The following is an 18,878-nucleotide window of genomic DNA, read 5'->3' as shown; positions in this document are numbered from 1 at the left end:
CAATTTAGGTAGTAATGCCATTGAGGGAATAGTAACAACTGATGACAAAGAAGAGTACGTTAGAATAGTTATCTCCATATGACAAAAAAAGCTTCGGTTCCGTAAATAAGAACCGAAGCTTTTAGCTTTAAAATAAATCTGATCAGGCAGCTGCCTGCTGTTTTTTTCTACCTACAACAGCAAGACTTACTTTTCTCAGAATGATTGTTATAAATATTGTGATAGCCATATCAGGAAGTGTATTTCCGAAGAAGAAATCGTATTTCATAAGTACACGATATACAACAAATCCTATTGCCCATCCGATGGCAGCAACAGCGTCAATCTTAGTATCCTTCTTGTTATGATGAAGTATAAAATTATCAGCAATCTGAACTGATATCATAGGTGCAAATATCGAACCGATGAAATATAAGAATTCAGTGATATTTTCCATCGGGAATACTATAGCGCCTATAGTTCCTATGATAGTATCAATGATTCCCGGAAGGTTAGCTCGTACATTTCCCTTAAATGAAGGCTTCTTATCCTTATCAGTATTAAAAAACTTTTCAGGTAAAAGTGCATATGTTGACTGATTGCATGAAAAAGCATCAATAAAGTTTGTTGTTACACAAGAGAAGACTATTATGAAAAGTCCGGCAGCACCAAGACCTGCTTTTAGCATTATCTGGTCGATTCTTGTTTCATGTGTAATAACAGCGGCACCGAGACCGATTATATACATCCACATACTTGCAACGCTGTAAGTGATACATGCTGAAAATGTTGTCTTGACAGGCTTCTTAGCTTTATATGTGTAATCCGCGATCATAGGAATCCATGAAAGAGGCATTGCTATTGAAAGCTCAAGTCCCTGTCCGAATGAAAGAGAGCTTGTTGCAGCGGCGGCCCCTGCTTCACCACGCTTAATTCCTGAGAAAATAATAACTGATAATACAACTGTCAAAAGAAGAAGTAAAACCATGACAACCACATTTAATTTATCACGGTGCTTGATACCGATGATTATCCATGCAACCGTAAGTAATCCGATGATAAGACTCCACCATGATTTACCAAGCTTCAGGATTCCTTCGGCAGAATAAGAAGCATCAAATATCATTATTCCCTGCCATCCTACAAGCTGGATGATATTCATTATTGCAAAGAAATAACATCCCCATCGACCGAATGAGAGAGCGGAGGATTTCATGGAACCTTCCTTATTCTTCACACCTATCATTCCGGCTAAAACCAAAAGAATACAACCAATAATGTGACCCAGAACTATAACAGCAAGTCCCTTGGAAAGACCTAAACCTTCAAGGCTGGCACCTGTTAAGATTTCAGCGATAGATATTGCTGCACCAAACCAGATCAGTGAAATTCGAAACATTTTTAATTCTCCTTTTCTGAATAATATTTGATATGATGCTTTTTGATATATGTATCCGAAAACTAAGTAATTTCAAAGGCATATGATCAAGAAACATTATTCAAGTGTGGATTATATTTCTAAACTGGTATTTTTAAAATATTCAATTTAATCATTTTTTATATGACCAGATTGGAAAATTATTTCAAGACTTCAGAAGTGAATTTTGTTTGGAATGGGGCATATTATTCAAGAATTTTAGGGTTTTAAAACAGAATTTAGAAATAATAATGTCAAGAATAAGACAAATATCATATATTTATGAATAAAAAATGTTGACAAGAATAATATATTAGGTTTAAAATTTCAATAATTTAATAACATAAACCGTTGAGGCGGAGATAACGTTAAGAGATGTGCATTACAGAGAGTGGGACATATGCTGAGAGTCCTGCGGTAACAACTTAGCAAATGGACCGCTGAGGGCTTGGTCAAATGCATTTATCTGCAGAGTATTCCATGACGTGAATCGAGCGTAAATCGATTAGGATATAAATGTTTATACTGAGTATCCGAGTAAAGTGCGGAACATCATAAGATGGTCCGAAGTAAGGTGGCACCGCGAATTAATTCGTCCTTAGAATGATTGATTTATCATTCTGAGGATTTTTTTTATTTTATTGACACGGAGGAAAGAAAAATGATTAAAGAAGCAATCACAAAAATCGTTAATAAGCAGGACTTAAACTATGATGAGGCTTATACAGTAATGAATGAAATCATGAGTGGAGAGACAACTCCTACTCAGAATGCTGCATTCCTTTCAGCTCTTTCAACAAAGAGCGCTAAAGCTGAGACAAAGGATGAGATTGCAGGATGTGCAGCTGCTATGCGTGATCATGCAATCAGAGTTGATACAGGAATGGATATTTTTGAAATAGTAGGAACAGGCGGAGACAATGCTCAGAGTTTTAATATTTCAACAACATCAGCAATAATCGCTGCAGCAGGTGGAATGAAGGTTGCAAAGCATGGTAACAGAGCTGCTTCTTCAAAGTGCGGAACTGCTGACTGTCTTGAAGCTCTTGGAGTAAATATCCAGCAGGAACCTGAAAAATGTATCGAACTTTTAAATGAAGTCGGAATGTGCTTCTTCTTTGCTCAGAAATATCACACATCAATGAAGTATGTTGGTGCTATACGTAAAGAACTTGGATTCAGAACAGTATTCAACATCCTCGGACCTCTTACCAATCCGGGACGTCCAAAATATATGCTTCTCGGTGTATATGATGAATATCTTGTACAGCCTCTTGCTCAGGTTCTTTCAGAGCTTGGAGTTGAAAGAGGAATGGTTGTATACGGACAGGATAAGCTTGATGAGATTTCTCTAAGTTCACCAACTACTATTTGTGAGATTAAAGACGGATGGTATAAGACAAGAGTGATCAGTCCTGAAGACTTCGGATTTGAAAAATGCACCAAGGAAGATCTTAAAGGTGGAGATCCTTCTGAAAATGCAGAGATCACAAGAAAGATCCTTAGCGGTGAAGAAAAGGGACCAAAGAGAAATGCAACTCTTCTTAATGCAGGTGCAGCTCTTTATATCGGCGGTAAGGCAGATACATTTGAAGACGGTGTTAAGCTTGCAGTAGAGATTATTGATTCAGGTAAAGCTACTGCTACTCTTGAAAAGCTTATCGAAGTAAGTAACAGATAAAATATAGAAAAATGGTGAGAAAAATGATCCTTGATGAATTAGCAGAACTTACTCGAAAAAGAATAGAAAAGAATAAAAGAGAGAAGTCGCCGGAAGTTTTAAGAAATGAAGCGTTGGCGATGGCTGAGAAAGAGAAGGCAAATGGCGGCTTCACATTTCCTTTTGAAAATGCCTTAAATAAAAAAGGTCTTTCAATCATTTCGGAAGTGAAGAAAGCTTCACCTTCAAAGGGAATAATCGCAGAAGAGTTTCCTTATCTAGAGATTGCAAAAGAATATGAAGCCAGCGGTGCGGATGCTATTTCCTGCCTTACGGAACCGGACAGGTTTAAGGGAAGTGATGAGTATCTCATAACTATTGCAAAAGAAGTGAAGATTCCGGTGCTTCGTAAGGATTTCACTGTGGATCCTTACATGATCTACCAGGCTAAAGTAATGGGAGCATCAGCGGTTCTTCTTATAGCAGCAATTCTTTCGGATGATGAACTTAAAGAATATTTTAGTATAGCGGATTCTCTCGGTTTATCATGTCTCTTTGAAGCTCATGATGCGGAAGAGGTTAAGAGATGTCTGGCAGCAGGGGCAAGAATAGTCGGTGTAAATAACAGGAATCTCAAAGATTTTACAGTTGACATAGAGAACAGTATAAGGTTAAGAGGACTGGTTCCCGATGACATTATATTTGTTTCCGAAAGCGGTATCATGGTTCCGGATGATGTGAAAAGACTTCGAGAGAATAAAACAGATGCAGTTCTTATAGGTGAAATGCTTATGAGAAGCAGCGATAAATCAGGGCTTATTCATGAATTAAAGCATGAGAAGTAAGAGGTGTATATGAGCAGCAAAACTTTGGTTAAAATATGCGGTCTGAGTAGAGAAGAAGATATAGATGCGGTAAATGAACTTTTGCCGGATTATATCGGATTTGTTTTCTGGCCTAAAAGTAAGAGATATGTAGATTATGCTAAGGCAAAAGAATTAAAGGATAAACTTGACAAAAGAATCAAAGCGGTTGGCGTATTCCTAGACGAAGATATAGATAAAGTAGCGGAACTTGTACATAAAGGAATCATCGATATAGTACAACTTCACGGTGCTGAGGATGAGGAATATATAAGAAAGCTTAAGGAAAAAAACGGATGCGAGATAATAAAAGCCTTTAACGTTAATAAGCTTGCTACACTTAAGGATGCCGAGAGCTCATCTGCAGATCATATAATGCTGGATTCAGGAGCGGGAACAGGTATTCCCTTTGACTGGAGCAGACTTAATGAAGTTAAGAGACCGTACTTTTTAGCCGGAGGACTCAGCCCTGACAATATAAATGAAGTTTTGTCGAAGATTCAACCATTTGCGGTGGATGTAAGCTCCGGAGTTGAAACAGACAGATATAAGGACAAGAACAAAATAATTAGTTTTATGAAAGTGTGTAGAAATGAAAATTAGACCTGAAATAACAGAATTACAGAAGATCGATAGAGACAAATACAGTGTGGCTCCTGTAAGCTGCGAAATACTTTCGGATTTCATTACGCCTGTGGAAGCACTCAGAAAATTGAAGAAGATTTCAACGCATACATATATGCTTGAATCTGCAGAAGCGGATGAGAAATGGGGAAGATATACTTTCCTCGGGTTTAATCCTGTGATGGAGATAACTTGTCTTGACGGAGAGTTTAAGGCCGGAGATAAAACCCTGAAGGTTGATAATCCAACACCTTACATCAGAGAGATTATTAACGGATATAAGAGTCCGAGATTTGATTATCTTCCTACATTTACAGGTGGACTGGTAGGATATTTTTCATATGATTATATTAAATACAGCGAACCGGTTCTTAGAAATGATCTTAAGGATGAAGATGAATTTAAAGATGTGGACCTTATGCTTTTTGATAAGGTAATAGCATTTGATAATCTTAAGCAAAAGATAATCCTCATAGTGAATATAAAGCTTTCGGATATTGAAAATGAATATGAGAGAGCGAAGGAAGAACTGAAAAAATTAGAAGATATTCTTTATAACGGTGAGAAAGCTGTTGATGAACCGGGAAAACTTCTTGGTGAAGTAACTTCATATTTCACTAAAGAAGAATATTCGGAAATGGTTGAAAAAGGAAAAAGATACATCTTTGAAGGTGATATTTTCCAGATAGTACTTTCCAATAGAATGTCAGCTCCTTTTTCAGGAAGCCTTCTTGAAATGTACAGAAAACTCAGAACCATAAATCCTTCTCCTTATATGTTTTATTTTTCGGGAACGGATGTGGAAGTAGCAGGTGCATCACCTGAGACTCTGGTCAAACTTGATAATGGCGTTCTTAACACATATCCTCTGGCAGGAAGCAGACCGAGAGGTAAAAATGAAGAAGAAGATAAGGCGCTGATTGAGAGTCTTCTTTCTGATGAAAAGGAACTTGCTGAACACAACATGCTTGTGGATCTTGGAAGAAATGATCTCGGAAGGATAAGTAGGTTTGGTACAGTGGAAGTTGAAAGATATATGGATGTGCTTAAGTTCTCGCATATTATGCATATCGGATCAACTGTTCGCGGAATCATCAGAGATGATAAGGATGCACTTGATGCTATAGAAGCGGTACTTCCTGCGGGAACCCTTTCCGGTGCTCCGAAGATAAGAGCGTGTCAGCTTATTGATGAGCTTGAAGGATGCAAGAGAGGTATCTACGGCGGAGCTATCGGATATATTGATTTCACAGGAAATATGGATACCTGTATAGCAATCCGAATTGCTTATAAGAAGAATGGAAAAGTTTTCGTAAGAAGCGGTGCCGGTATAGTTGCAGATTCTGTACCTGAGAAAGAATATATAGAGAGCTGCAACAAAGCAAGAGCAGTTATAAAAGCACTCGAAGAAGAGTTATAGAATGAAAGGATGCTAAGATGATTTTACTGATAGATAATTATGACAGTTTTTCTTATAACCTCTATCAAATGATCGGAAGTATTGAACCTGATATAAAAGTTATAAGAAATGATGAGATGACTGTCGACGAGATAAAGACTTTAAATCCTTCGCATATAATACTTTCACCGGGACCCGGAAAGCCTTCTGATGCAGGTATATGTGAAGATGTGGTAAGACAGCTTGCGGGAACTATTCCGATCCTTGGTGTATGCCTCGGTCATCAGGCTATATGTGAAGTTTACGGAGCAATAGTAAGTTATGCAAAAAGATTAATGCATGGTAAGCAGTCTGAGTGTACAGTTAAAACTGATATAGAGATATTTAAAGGACTGGATGATAAAGAGAAGGTTGCAAGATATCATTCACTTTCAGCTAAGGAAGATACTATTCCCGATTCACTTACAGTAATTGCAGTCTCAGACGATGATGGCGAGATAATGGCAGTTAAGCATAAGGATTATCAGGTTTACGGACTTCAGTTCCATCCTGAATCAATACTTACACCAAATGGAAAAATAATGTTAGAGAACTTTATGGGAATAAAATAGTCATATTTCAATAATTAAGTTATTTGATAAAACAATTAAGAAAAATAATTTAAAAAACTACTTGACTTTTAAAAATAAAGATGTATACTACAAATAGTTTTGAAAAATAATTTACACATTTGATATATTGATTTAAGAAGCAAAGGCGCTTCGAGTTTATACTCGAAGTGCCTTTTTCTATGTGCGGAAGTAAGAATTAAGGGAGGAAAGACATGGAAAAGGTTATGGAAGAACTGCAAAAAAAGGGTTTATATGATTCATCATTTGAACATGATAACTGCGGTATCGGAGCTGTCGTTCAGATAGACGGAAAAGTCAGCCATAAGCTTGTAACTGATGCGCTCAGTATCGTAGAAAAACTTGAGCATAGAGCAGGAAAAGATGCGGAAGGAGAGACTGGAGACGGAGTTGGAATCCTTACACAGATACCGCATAAATTCTTTGTGAAGAAGCTTTTGGAGCAGGGAGTTACACTTCCTGACAGAAGAAATTATGCTGTTGGTATGTTTTTTCTTCCTCAGAATGAACTTGATAAGAGACAGGAAAAGACTATGTTCGAGGTGATCGTTCGTAAGGAAGGAATGAAGATTCTTGGATGGAGAGAGGTTGAAACTTCTCCGAATGTACTTGGTTCAAGAGCAAGAGAATGTATGCCTGTTATCAGCCAGGTATTTATCGAAAGACCTGAAGGATGCGAGACAGACCTTGATTTCGACAGAAAGCTTTATCTTGTAAGACGTGAATTTGAGCAGAGCAGCGTTAATACTTATGTTCCTTCATTATCATGCAGAACAATAGTATATAAAGGTATGTTCCTTGTAGGACAGCTCAGAACATTCTTTAAAGATCTTACTGATAAGGATTTCGAATCATCAATTGCCATGGTTCATTCAAGATTCTCAACCAATACAAATCCAAGTTGGAACAGAGCTCATCCAAACAGACTTATGGTTCATAACGGTGAGATCAATACGATCAGAGGAAATGCAGATAAGATGCTTGCCCGCGAAGAGACAATGCATACAGATATTTTCTCAAATGAAGATATGACAAGAGTATTCCCGGTTATATCATCAAGCGGATCGGATTCTGCAATGCTTGATAATACTCTTGAATTCTGCATGATGAGTGGAATGGAACTTCCACTTGCAGCCATGATCGCTATACCTGAACCGTGGGCACACAATGAAACACTCAGTCGTGAAGAGAGAGACTTTTATCAGTATTATGCAACTATGATGGAGCCATGGGACGGTCCTGCATCAATTCTTTATTCCGATGGTGATGTTATGGGAGCTATCCTTGATAGAAACGGACTCAGACCTTCAAGATATTACATAATGGATGATAACAGACTTATCCTTTCATCTGAAGTAGGAGTTCTTGATCTTGATGAAGCACATATCGTTAAGAAAGAAAGACTTCATCCGGGAAAGATGCTTCTTATAGATACAAAGAAGGGTAAGATTTATGACGATAAGGAGATCAAAGAGAAATATGCTCACAGAGAGCCTTACGGTGAATGGCTTGATATGAGTCTTGTAACTCTTAAGTCTCTTAAAATTCCTAACATTAAAGTTCCTGATATAAGTGGTGAAGAGAGAAAGAAACTTCAGAAATCATTTGGATATACATATGAAAACTTCCATGAAGGAATCAGAAATATGGCTTTGTCAGGAACAGAGCAGATTGGAGCTATGGGTGTTGATACTCCTATAGCTGCATTATCAAAAGAAGATCAGCCACTTTTCTATTTCTTCAAACAGCTTTTTGCACAGGTTACAAATCCACCTATAGATGCAGAAAGAGAGAAGATAGTTACATCAAAAACTATTTATCTTGGTAAGAATGGTAATCTTCTTTCTGAGAAGCCTGAAAATGCAAGAGTACTTAAGATAGATAATCCTATTCTTTCAGATCTTGATCTTCTTAAGATTGAGAAGATGAATAAAGAAGGGTTTAAGGTTGCCAAGGTTTCAATGCTTTATTATAAGAAAACTCCTCTTAAGAGAGTTATTGAACATCTCTTTGTAGAAGTTGATAAGGCATACAAGGAAGGCGCAAATATTCTCATTCTTTCCGACAGAGGAGTAGATGAAAATCATGTTGCTATTCCATCACTTCTTGCTGTGGCAGCTGTTTCAAGATATCTTGTTAAGACTAAGAAAACGACAGCAATGTCACTGATAGTTGAGTCAGGTGAACCAAGAGAAGTACATCATTTTGCAACTCTTCTCGGTTACGGTGCTTCAGCTGTAAATCCTTATCTTGCACATGCAACAATCAAAGAACTTGTTGATGATGGTCTTCTTGAGAAGGATTATTATGCAGCAGTACATGATTACGACAATGCAATCATTAACGGAATTGTTAAGATTGCTTCAAAGATGGGTATTTCAACCATCAGATCATATCAGGGAAGTAAGATATTTGAGGCAATAGGAATATCACCTGATGTTATAAATGAATATTTCACAGGAACGGTTAGCCGTATTGGCGGTATCACACTTGCCGACATTGAAAAATCAGTTGATAAGAGACACAGCAAAGCATTTGATCCGCTTGGACTTGAAACTGATCTTGAGCTTTCGGCAGTGGGAAGACATAAACTTCGCAGCCAGGGTGAGCATCATAGATATAATCCACAGACTATACATATGCTTCAGTCTGCAACAAGAGAAGGAAGTTATGAGAAATTCAAAACATACACAAGTATGGTCGATCAGGAAGAAACAGGTTATCTCAGAAGTCTTATGGATTTTAACTTCCCTGAAAACGGAATTGATATAAATGAAGTAGAGAGTGAAGAAGAGATAGTTAAGAGATTCAAGACAGGTGCTATGTCATACGGATCAATCTCTGAAGAAGCTCATGAAACTCTTGCTATAGCGATGAATCATCTTCATGGTAAGTCAAACAGTGGTGAAGGTGGTGAAAGCGATGAAAGAATCGCTTCAGCAGGAACTAAAAATGACAGAAGCTCTGCTATTAAGCAGGTTGCCAGCGGTCGTTTCGGTGTTACAAGTAAATACCTTGTCAGCGCAAGAGAGATTCAGATAAAGATGGCTCAGGGTGCAAAGCCGGGTGAAGGTGGACATCTTCCTGGAAAGAAAGTATATCCATGGGTTGCAAAGACAAGACATTCTACACCGGGTGTAAGTCTTATCTCGCCACCACCTCATCATGATATTTACTCAATCGAAGACCTTGCACAGCTTATTTATGACCTTAAGAATGCAAATAAAAATGCACGTATTTCAGTTAAGCTTGTATCAGAAGCAGGTGTTGGTACCGTTGCAGCGGGTGTTGCAAAGGCAGGTGCTCAGGTAATACTTGTTTCAGGTTATGATGGAGGTACAGGTGCAGCGCCACTCAGTTCAATCCATAATGCCGGACTTCCTTGGGAGCTTGGACTTGCAGAAACTCATCAGACACTCATTTCAAACGGACTTAGAAACAGAGTTGTCATCGAGACAGACGGTAAGCTTATGAGTGGACGTGATGTTGCCATAGCAGCGATCCTTGGTGCTGAAGAATTTGGTTTTGCAACAGCTCCACTTGTAACTATGGGCTGTGTAATGATGAGAGTATGTAACCAGGATACTTGTCCTGTAGGTGTTGCAACTCAGAATCCACGTCTCAGAAAGAACTTCAAGGGTAAGCCTGAATATGTTGAAAACTTCATGCTTTTTGTGGCAAGAGAGTTAAGAGAATATATGGCAAAGCTTGGAGTAAGAAGTATAGATGAACTTGTAGGAAGAACAGATCTTCTTAAGGTTAAGGATGAAGTAAATAAGAATAATCTTGATCTTAGCGGTATCCTTCTTGATATGTCAAAAATTGACAGAAAAGAACAGATATTTGATGAGAAAAAGGTTTATGACTTTAAACTTGAAGAAACTCTTGATGAGAAGGTGCTTCTTAAATCTGCAGATATTAAGAATGCATTTAAGAGTAAGAAGAAGTGCAGTATTTCAATAGAAGTAACCAATACTGACAGAACATTCGGAACACTTCTGGGTGCCGAGATCACAAGGGCATATCCTGAAGGACTTCCTGAAGATACCATAGAAGTAAATTGTGTGGGCGCAGGCGGACAAAGCTTCGGTGCATTTATACCTAAGGGTCTTACACTTAAGCTTACAGGCGACAGCAATGATTATTTCGGAAAAGGTCTTTCAGGCGGAAAACTTATATTACATTCACCAAGCAATATAAGCTATGTTCCTGAAGAGAATATTATAGTCGGAAATGTTGCCCTTTACGGTGCTACATCCGGAGAAGCATATATCTCAGGTATGGCAGGTGAAAGATTCTGCATCAGAAATTCAGGCGCAACTGCTGTTGTTGAAGGAGTTGGCGAGCACGGATGCGAATATATGACAGGTGGTCGCGCAGTAATCCTCGGTCGTACAGGTAAGAACTTTGCAGCCGGAATGAGCGGCGGTATTGCTTATGTATTTGATGAAGAAAATACTCTTTACAAGAACCTGAATAAGACATTTGTTCTCATGGAAAGAGTTTTGGATAAGAATGAGATAAGTGAACTGAAATCAATTATTGAGAAGCATGTGGAATACACCGGTTCGAAGAAGGGACAGAGAATCCTTGATAATTTCGATGAGGCTATCACACATTTCAAGAAGATAATACCTTCAGATTACAAGGAAATGTTACGTCTTACAAATATGTATATCGAGCAGGGATGTGACAGTGAAGAAGCAAAGATTAAGGCATTTGAGACATTCAATCAGTAGAAAAAGGGAGGATCGAAAATGGGCAAAATCGGCGGTTTCATGGAATATGACAGAGTAAATGCTGCCGTTATCTGTGAAGAGGAAAGAATAAAAAACTTTAATGAATTTCATGGCAATTTAAGTCTTGAAGAAGAGAAGAAACAGGCTGCCAGATGTATGGATTGCGGTATCCCTTTCTGCCAGGCCGGTAAGATGATATCCGGTATGGCATCAGGATGTCCTCTCAATAATCTTGTTCCTGAAGTGAATGATCTTGTATATAGAGGAAATCTTGCTGATGCTTACAGAAGACTTTCAGTAACACACAGTTTTCCTGAATTTACATCAAGAGTATGTCCTGCGCTTTGTGAGGCAGCTTGTACCTGCGGTGAATTTTCAGAGCCTGTATGTACTAAGCAAAATGAAAAGACAATCATTGAATATGCTTACGAAAATGGACTTGTTAAAGAGAGAAAGCCTGAGATAAGAACCGGTAAGAAGGTTGCTGTAGTCGGAAGCGGACCATCAGGTCTTGCAGTTGCACAGCTTCTTAACAGAAGAGGTCATGAAGTAACGGTATATGAAAGACATGACAGGATAGGCGGACTTCTCCGCTACGGAATTCCTAATATGAAGCTTGATAAATCTGTTATCGACAGAAGAGTAAAGCTTATGGAGGAAGCAGGAATTCATTTTGTAACCAATACTAATATAGGTAAAGATATTAAAGCTAAGGACTTAAGAAAACAGTATGACGCAGTTGTTCTTGCCTGCGGTGCATCAAATCCGAGAGATATAAATGCTCCGGGAAGAGATGCCAACGGAATTTATTTCGCAGTTGATTTCTTAAGTGATGTAACTAAGAAATTACTTGATTCGGAATTTAAGACATTTCCGTATGAACTTGCTAAAGATAAAAATGTAGTAATAATCGGTGGTGGTGATACAGGAAATGACTGTGTCGGTACATGTATAAGACTTGGTGCAAAGAGTGTTACACAGCTTGAAATGATGCCGAAACCACCTGAAACAAGAGCTGCTTCAAATCCTTGGCCTGAATGGCCTAGAGTCCTCAAAACAGATTACGGTCAGGAGGAAGCTATCTATAAGTTTGGACATGATCCTAGAATCTATCAGACAACAGTAAAGGAATTCATCAAGGATAAGAAGGGTAACCTTAAGGAAATCTGCATTGTATCTCTTGAAGCTGTTAAAGATGAGAAGACAGGAAGAATGAATATGGTTCCTGTTGCCGGAAGCGAGAAGATAATTCCTGCTGAGTTAGTACTTATAGCTGCAGGATTCCTTGGAAGCGAGAAATATGTAACAGATGATTTTGGGGTTGAAACAGACGGAAGAACCAATGTTAAGACAGAAGCGGGAAGCTTCCTTAGTTCTGAGAAAGATGTTTATACTGTAGGAGATATGCACAGAGGACAGTCACTTGTTGTTTGGGCTATTTCCGAAGGAAGAAAGGCAGCGGCAGAAATTGATAAATCATTAATGGGATATACAAATCTTTAGGAAAGGACATTAAAATGGCTAAATATATATTTGTAACAGGCGGAGTTGTTTCGGGACTTGGAAAAGGAATAACTGCTGCATCACTGGGAAGACTTCTTAAAGCAAGAGGACTTAAGGTTGCGGCACAGAAGCTTGATCCATATATAAATGTTGATCCGGGAACTATGAGTCCTTATCAGCATGGTGAGGTTTATGTAACGGAGGATGGTGCAGAGACCGATCTTGATCTTGGTCATTATGAAAGATTTATTGATGAAAATCTGAATAAATATTCGAATCTTACATCAGGAAAAGTATACTGGAATGTTCTTAATAAAGAAAGAAGAGGAGAATACCTGGGCTCAACAGTCCAGGTTATTCCTCATATAACCAACGAGATAAAAGATTTTGTATATAGAGTCGGAAATGAAACAGATGCGGATATAGTTATTACAGAGATCGGAGGAACCATCGGTGATATTGAGTCGCAGCCGTTTATCGAAGCTGTAAGACAGATATCTCTTGAAGTTGGTAAAGAAAACAGTCTCTTTATCCATGTTACTCTTGTTCCTTATCTTCATGGTTCTGATGAACATAAATCAAAACCGACACAGCATTCTGTTAAGGAACTTCAAGGAATGGGCGTAAGTCCCGATATCATTGTTCTTAGGTGTGATGAGCCTCTTGAAGAATCTATTTTCAAGAAGATTTCGATGTTCTGTAATGTTAAGGAAGACTGCGTAATAGAAAATATTACTCTTCCAAATCTTTATGAAGCACCTCTTATGCTTGAAAAGGGCGGACTTTCTGATGTTGTTTGCCGAGAGTTGAATATTAAAGCCGATAAGCCGGATCTCAGTGAGTGGACAAAGCTTGTTGACAATATAAGACTTATTAATAAGGAAGTAAAAATCGGTCTTGTAGGAAAATATGTTCAGCTTCATGATGCATATCTTTCTGTTGCGGAAGCACTGCGTCATGCAGGATACGGACTTGGTGTTGATGTAAAGATCGAGTGGATTGATTCTGAAGAGATAACACCTGAAAATGCTGATGAAAAGCTTGGTAAATTAAATGGAATAATCGTTCCGGGCGGTTTCGGTGACCGTGGTATAGAGGGAATGATACTTGCTGCAGAATATGCAAGAACACATGATATTCCTTATTTCGGAATATGTCTCGGAATGCAGATTGCTGTAATAGAATTTGCAAGAAATGTTGCAGGACTCCCTGATGCATGCTCAGGAGAATTCCATGATGCAACAGATGTTAAGGTAATAGATTTCATGCCGGGACAGTCAGACAGCATCAATAAGGGTGGAACATTAAGACTCGGAAGTTATCCTTGTAAAATTACTGAGAAAACTCTTATGGAAAGATGTTATTTTCCTGAGAAAAGTGGTATTATGCATAAAGAGGCTCAAGTTGAGCCGGTTAAAAACAGTGAGTCAGTTGCAGATGCTTCTGTGATCCATGAAAGACATAGACATAGATATGAATTCAATAATGATTACAGAACGATCCTTACTGATGCAGGCCTGGTTATCTCAGGTCAGTCGCCTGACGGACATCTGGTTGAAACAGTGGAGATACCTGAACTTAAGTTTTTCCTGGGCGTTCAGTTTCATCCTGAATTCAAATCACGTCCTAACAGACCGCACCCGCTGTTTTTGAATTTTATTAAAAATGCAATGTAACGATAAAGAGGAAAAAGTCTTATGAACGAGTACAACAAAAAGCTGATTCTTGAAGATGGAAGCGAATATTACGGATATTCCTTCGGTGCTGAAAAAGATACAGTATGTGAGATGGTATTTAACACCTCTATGGCAGGATATCAGGAAATACTTTCCGATCCGTCATACACATATCAGGGTGTTGTAATGTCTTATCCGCTTATTGGTAATTACGGAATAACGGATGAAGATTTTGAAAGCCGAATGGTGGCACTCTCTGCACTTATTGTCAGAGATGTGAATGACAACCCTTCCAACTTCAGATTTACAAGAACTTTACCGGAGCTCCTTTACGAATATGATGTTCCGGGAATTTATGGTATTGATACCAGGAAACTTGTTAGAAATATCAGAGATAAGGGAAGTCTTAGAGGGCTTCTTACAGATCCTTCGGTAACTGCAGAAGAAGGTGTTTTGAGAATCAAGAATACTCCGGTTCCAAAAGATGCAGTTGCAAGATGCAGTTGCAAGAAAAAATGGTATTTAAGAACAACCAATCCAAAGTATAAGGTAGTTGTTATAGACTGCGGAATTAAGACAAATATCCTTAAAATGATAAGTAAACACAGTTGTAATATAACAGTTGTTCCTTATGATACAAGTGCAGAGGAAATCCTTCAGTTAAGTCCGGATGGCTTATTCATTTCAAATGGTCCCGGAGATCCTGAAGATGTAAAACCGGTTATAGAAACAATAAAAGGTTTAAAAGGTAAACTTCCTATATTCGGAATATGTCTCGGACATCAGCTTATAGCTCTTAGCTACGGTGCCAAGACTTATAAGTTAAAGTTCGGTCACAGAGGCGGAAATCATCCTGTTAAGGATCTTACAACAGGTAAGATTGAGATAACAAGCCAGAATCATAGTTATGCTGTAGATAAGGATTCGGTTGAAGGAACAGGACTTAAGATTTCACATATCAACCTTTTGGATAATACAGTTGAAGGTCTTGTGTCAGAAGAAGATAAGTGCTTCTCTGTTCAGTACCATCCTGAAAGTGCTCCGGGACCTCAGGACAGTACTTATTTGTTCGACAGATTCATAAAGAATATGGAGGATTACAAAAATGCCTAAGAGAACTGATATAAAAAAAATACTTGTTATAGGTTCGGGACCTATAGTAATAGGTCAGGCAGCAGAGTTCGACTATGCCGGAACACAGGCCTGCCTCGCTCTTAAAGAAGAAGGCTATGAGGTTGTTCTTGCAAACTCTAATCCTGCCACGATCATGACTGATACTTCAATTGCGGATAAGGTTTATATGGAACCGCTTACATTAAAATATCTTGCAAGACTCTGTAGATTTGAAAGACCGGATGCCATAGTTCCGGGAATCGGCGGACAGACAGGTCTTAATCTTGCTATGCAGTTATATGATAAGGGAGTTCTTCGTGAATGCGAGATCGAACTTCTCGGAACCGATGCAAAGAGTATCAAGATGGCTGAAGACAGAGAACAGTTCAAGGAATTATGCGAGAGAATCGGTGAGCCGGTTGTACCTTCAATGATCACATACAGTGTTGAAGAAGGACTTAAGGCTGCGGAAGAGATTGGTTATCCTGTAATCCTCAGACCTGCATTTACACTCGGAGGAACAGGTGGAGGATTCGCTTACGATCCTGAAGAAATGGCAGAGATGATGAAAAATGCTCTCAGTCTTTCTCCTGTTCATCAGGTACTTGTTGAGAAGAGTATCAAGGGATATAAAGAGATCGAATATGAAGTAATAAGAGATGCAAATGATACTGCTATAGTTGTATGTAATATGGAAAACCTTGATCCTGTAGGTATCCATACAGGTGACTCTATAGTTGTTGCACCTAGCCAGACTTTAACCAACAAAGAATATCATATGCTGAGAGACAGTGCATTAAGAATAATCAGAGCTCTTGATGTTAAGGGCGGATGTAATGTTCAGTTTGCGCTGGATCCTGAATCATTTAAATATTATGTTATCGAAGTTAATCCACGTGTATCAAGATCATCAGCTCTTGCATCAAAAGCCAGTGGTTATCCTATAGCCAGAGTATCGGCTAAGATTGCAGTGGGAATGAATCTTGATGAGATACCGCTTGCCAATACACCGGCATGTTTCGAGCCTTCTCTTGACTATGTGGTTACTAAGATGCCTAGATTCCCATTTGATAAATTCACTCTTGCTTCCAATACTTTATCTACTCAGATGAAGGCAACAGGAGAAGTAATGAGTGTCGGCAGAACTATGGAAGAAAGCCTTCTTAAAGCTATCAGATCTCTCGAAGACGGAAAGAACCATATCCATCTTAAGAAGTTTGATACTGCAAGTCTTTCAGATAAACCATATCCTGAAAATATAAATGAAGCAAAAGAAAAGCTTCTCAAATATATTGAAGAAGGTACGGACGACAGAATTTACGCTATTTCACAGCTTATGTGGCTTGGAGTGGACTATCAGCTTATTTATGACAGAACAAGGATCGATATGTTCTTCCTTGATAAAATCAAGAGGATAGTTGACTTCGAGAAGAATCTTGAAGAAAAGGCTGAAAAGATTGAGAAAGAGGCCGGTAACGGAGTAGTAAGTCAGGAACTCTTAAAGAGTATCATTGATAAGAAACTTCTCTACGAAGCTAAAAAGCGTGGATTCTCTGACTCATATATAGCTGAGCTCGTAAAGGTTACAGAAGATGATATCTGGAAACTCAGACAGAACTATGATATCTATCCTGTTTACAAGATGATAGATACATGTGCAAGCGAGTTTGACAGTTATGTTCCGTATTTCTATTCAACTTATGAAGATGAAAATGAATCAATACCAACAGACAACAAGAAGGTTATAGTTCTTGGTTCAGGTCCTATCAGAATCGGACAGGGTGTAGAATTTGATTATTCTACAGTTCATGCAGTAAGAACACTTCAGTCTCTTGGTTATGAAGCAATAGTTATAAATAATAATCCGGAGACAGTTTCTACGGATTATACAACAGCAGATAAGCTGTATTTTGAGCCGCTTACATCAGAAGACATCATGAATATCATTAATCTTGAGAAACCTCTCGGTGTTATATGTTCACTTGGTGGACAGACTGCAGTTAATCTTGCAGAACCGCTTATGAAGAGAGGCGTAAAGATCATTGGTACTGATTGTGAAGCTATCTTCAAAGCAGAAGACAGAGATGCATTTATTGATGTTATTGAAAAACTCGGAGTACCTCATCCAAATGGACAGGCTGTTACTAATATCGAGGAAGGTGTAAAGGTTGCGGAAGAGATCGGATATCCGGTTCTTGTACGTCCTAGCTTTGTACTCGGTGGTAGAGCGATGGAAATCGTTGCAAATGAAACCATGCTCAGAACTTATCTTAAGACAGCCGTTGAAGTTGATGAAGACAGACCGGTTCTTGTAGATAAGTATGTAGTCGGAAAAGAAGTTGAGGTTGATGCTGTTTCAGACGGTAAGGAAGTATTTATACCGGGAATCATGGAACTTGTTGAAAGAACGGGTGTACATTCAGGAGACAGTACTAGTGTTTATCCTCCATATTCTCTTTCTGATAAGGTTAAAGAGAAGATTGCGGATTATACAACAAAACTCGGAATCGGAATTGGTATTGTAGGTCTCTTCAATATTCAGTTCATAGTAGATAAGGATGAGAGCGTTTACATCATTGAAGTTAACCCACGTGGTTCAAGAAGTGTTCCTTTCTTATCAAAGTCAACATCGATCTCACTTGTAGATATCGCTGTTAAAGCAATGATGGGAATAAGTCTTAAGGATCAGGGAATTACAGAGCTTATTCATCCGGAGAAGAAGTTCTGGTATGTTAAGACTCCTGCATTCTCATTTGCCAAATTAAATGGTATGGATGCATATCTTTCACCTGAGATGAAGTCGACAGGTGAAGCAATCGGATATGACAGAAGACTTAAGATAGCATTTTATAAGGCTATGCAGGCTTCGGGCATTAAGATGAAAGATTACGGTACAGTTATGGTTACACTGGCCGATGAAGATAAGGAAGAAGCTCTTCCTTTAGTAAGACGTTTTTATGAGCTCGGATTTAATATTGAAGCAACAACAGGTACAGGTGAATTCCTTAAGAAGAATGGCATAAGAACAAGACTTCGTGCCAAGATTTCAGACGGAAGTGATGAAGTGCTTCGTTCTATTCAGGCAGGATATGTAAGTTACATCATCAATACCAGAGCTATTATGTCAGGAGTTCATTACAGTGACGGTGCTGCTATCAGACAGTGCGCTGTTAAGAACGGAGTAACAATGTTTACTTCTCTTGATACAGTAAGGATACTTCTTGATGTCCTTGAGGAGATAATCCCTGAGATATCAACGATCTAATATGAAAGGAT

At 38.5% G+C, this 18,878-nt stretch carries 11 protein-coding genes; 10 read left to right on the top strand and 1 reads right to left on the bottom strand.

All coding sequences use genetic code 11. The features are described 5' to 3' along the window. Positions 1–142: 142 nt before the first annotated feature. Positions 143–1,378, bottom strand: coding sequence for a cytosine permease (locus tag B5D25_RS06555; protein ID WP_078787159.1), 1,236 nt, complete (start codon positions 1,376–1,378; stop codon positions 143–145). Positions 1,379–2,057: 679 nt separating this feature from the next. On the opposite strand from B5D25_RS06555, the gene trpD reads away from it, so the two are divergent. From trpD to carB, 10 genes are all read left to right on the top strand, one after another. Continuing rightward, a complete protein-coding gene (gene trpD / locus B5D25_RS06550; protein ID WP_078787158.1) occupies positions 2,058–3,077 on the top strand; it encodes an anthranilate phosphoribosyltransferase in 1,020 nt (339 codons plus the stop codon). Between the two features lie 23 nt (positions 3,078–3,100). Continuing rightward, positions 3,101–3,901: an indole-3-glycerol phosphate synthase TrpC gene (trpC, locus tag B5D25_RS06545; RefSeq protein WP_176755092.1), complete on the top strand. Its 801-nt coding sequence runs from the start codon at positions 3,101–3,103 to the stop codon at positions 3,899–3,901. A 9-nt stretch (positions 3,902–3,910) separates the two neighbouring features. After that, positions 3,911–4,522 carry a phosphoribosylanthranilate isomerase gene (locus tag B5D25_RS06540; RefSeq protein WP_078787157.1) on the top strand — a complete coding sequence of 204 codons (612 nt, stop codon included), beginning with the start codon at positions 3,911–3,913 and terminating at the stop codon, positions 4,520–4,522. Next, positions 4,512–5,963, top strand: coding sequence for an anthranilate synthase component I (gene trpE, locus B5D25_RS06535; RefSeq protein ID WP_078787156.1), 1,452 nt, complete (start codon positions 4,512–4,514; stop codon positions 5,961–5,963). Before B5D25_RS06540 ends, trpE begins: the two co-directional genes overlap by 11 nt. Positions 5,964–5,980: 17 nt before the next feature. Further along, positions 5,981–6,553, top strand: a complete 573-nt coding sequence (locus tag B5D25_RS06530; protein WP_078787155.1) for an anthranilate synthase component II — start codon at positions 5,981–5,983, stop codon at positions 6,551–6,553. A 212-nt stretch (positions 6,554–6,765) separates the two neighbouring features. Continuing rightward, the gene (gene gltB, locus B5D25_RS06525; protein ID WP_078787154.1) at positions 6,766–11,310 is read left to right on the top strand and encodes a glutamate synthase large subunit; all 4,545 of its coding nucleotides are present in this window, start codon (positions 6,766–6,768) and stop codon (positions 11,308–11,310) included. Between the two features lie 18 nt (positions 11,311–11,328). Further along, complete coding sequence (locus B5D25_RS06520) at positions 11,329–12,813, top strand: glutamate synthase subunit beta (RefSeq protein ID WP_078787153.1); 1,485 nt, start codon at positions 11,329–11,331, stop codon at positions 12,811–12,813. Positions 12,814–12,827: 14 nt separating this feature from the next. Continuing rightward, the gene (locus B5D25_RS06515) at positions 12,828–14,489 is read left to right on the top strand and encodes a CTP synthase (protein WP_078787152.1); all 1,662 of its coding nucleotides are present in this window, start codon (positions 12,828–12,830) and stop codon (positions 14,487–14,489) included. A 21-nt stretch (positions 14,490–14,510) separates the two neighbouring features. After that, the gene (gene carA, locus B5D25_RS06510; RefSeq protein ID WP_078787151.1) at positions 14,511–15,602 is read left to right on the top strand and encodes a glutamine-hydrolyzing carbamoyl-phosphate synthase small subunit; all 1,092 of its coding nucleotides are present in this window, start codon (positions 14,511–14,513) and stop codon (positions 15,600–15,602) included. Further along, the gene (carB, locus tag B5D25_RS06505) at positions 15,595–18,867 is read left to right on the top strand and encodes a carbamoyl-phosphate synthase large subunit (RefSeq protein WP_078787150.1); all 3,273 of its coding nucleotides are present in this window, start codon (positions 15,595–15,597) and stop codon (positions 18,865–18,867) included. Before carA ends, carB begins: the two co-directional genes overlap by 8 nt. Positions 18,868–18,878: the final 11 nt, after the last annotated feature.

Source organism: Eubacterium ruminantium (assembly GCF_900167085.1).
Lineage (GTDB): Bacteria > Bacillota > Clostridia > Lachnospirales > Lachnospiraceae > Eubacterium_Q > Eubacterium_Q ruminantium.
The sequence above is the reverse complement of the archived record's forward strand: the minus strand, read 5'-3'. Positions and strand labels throughout refer to the sequence as shown.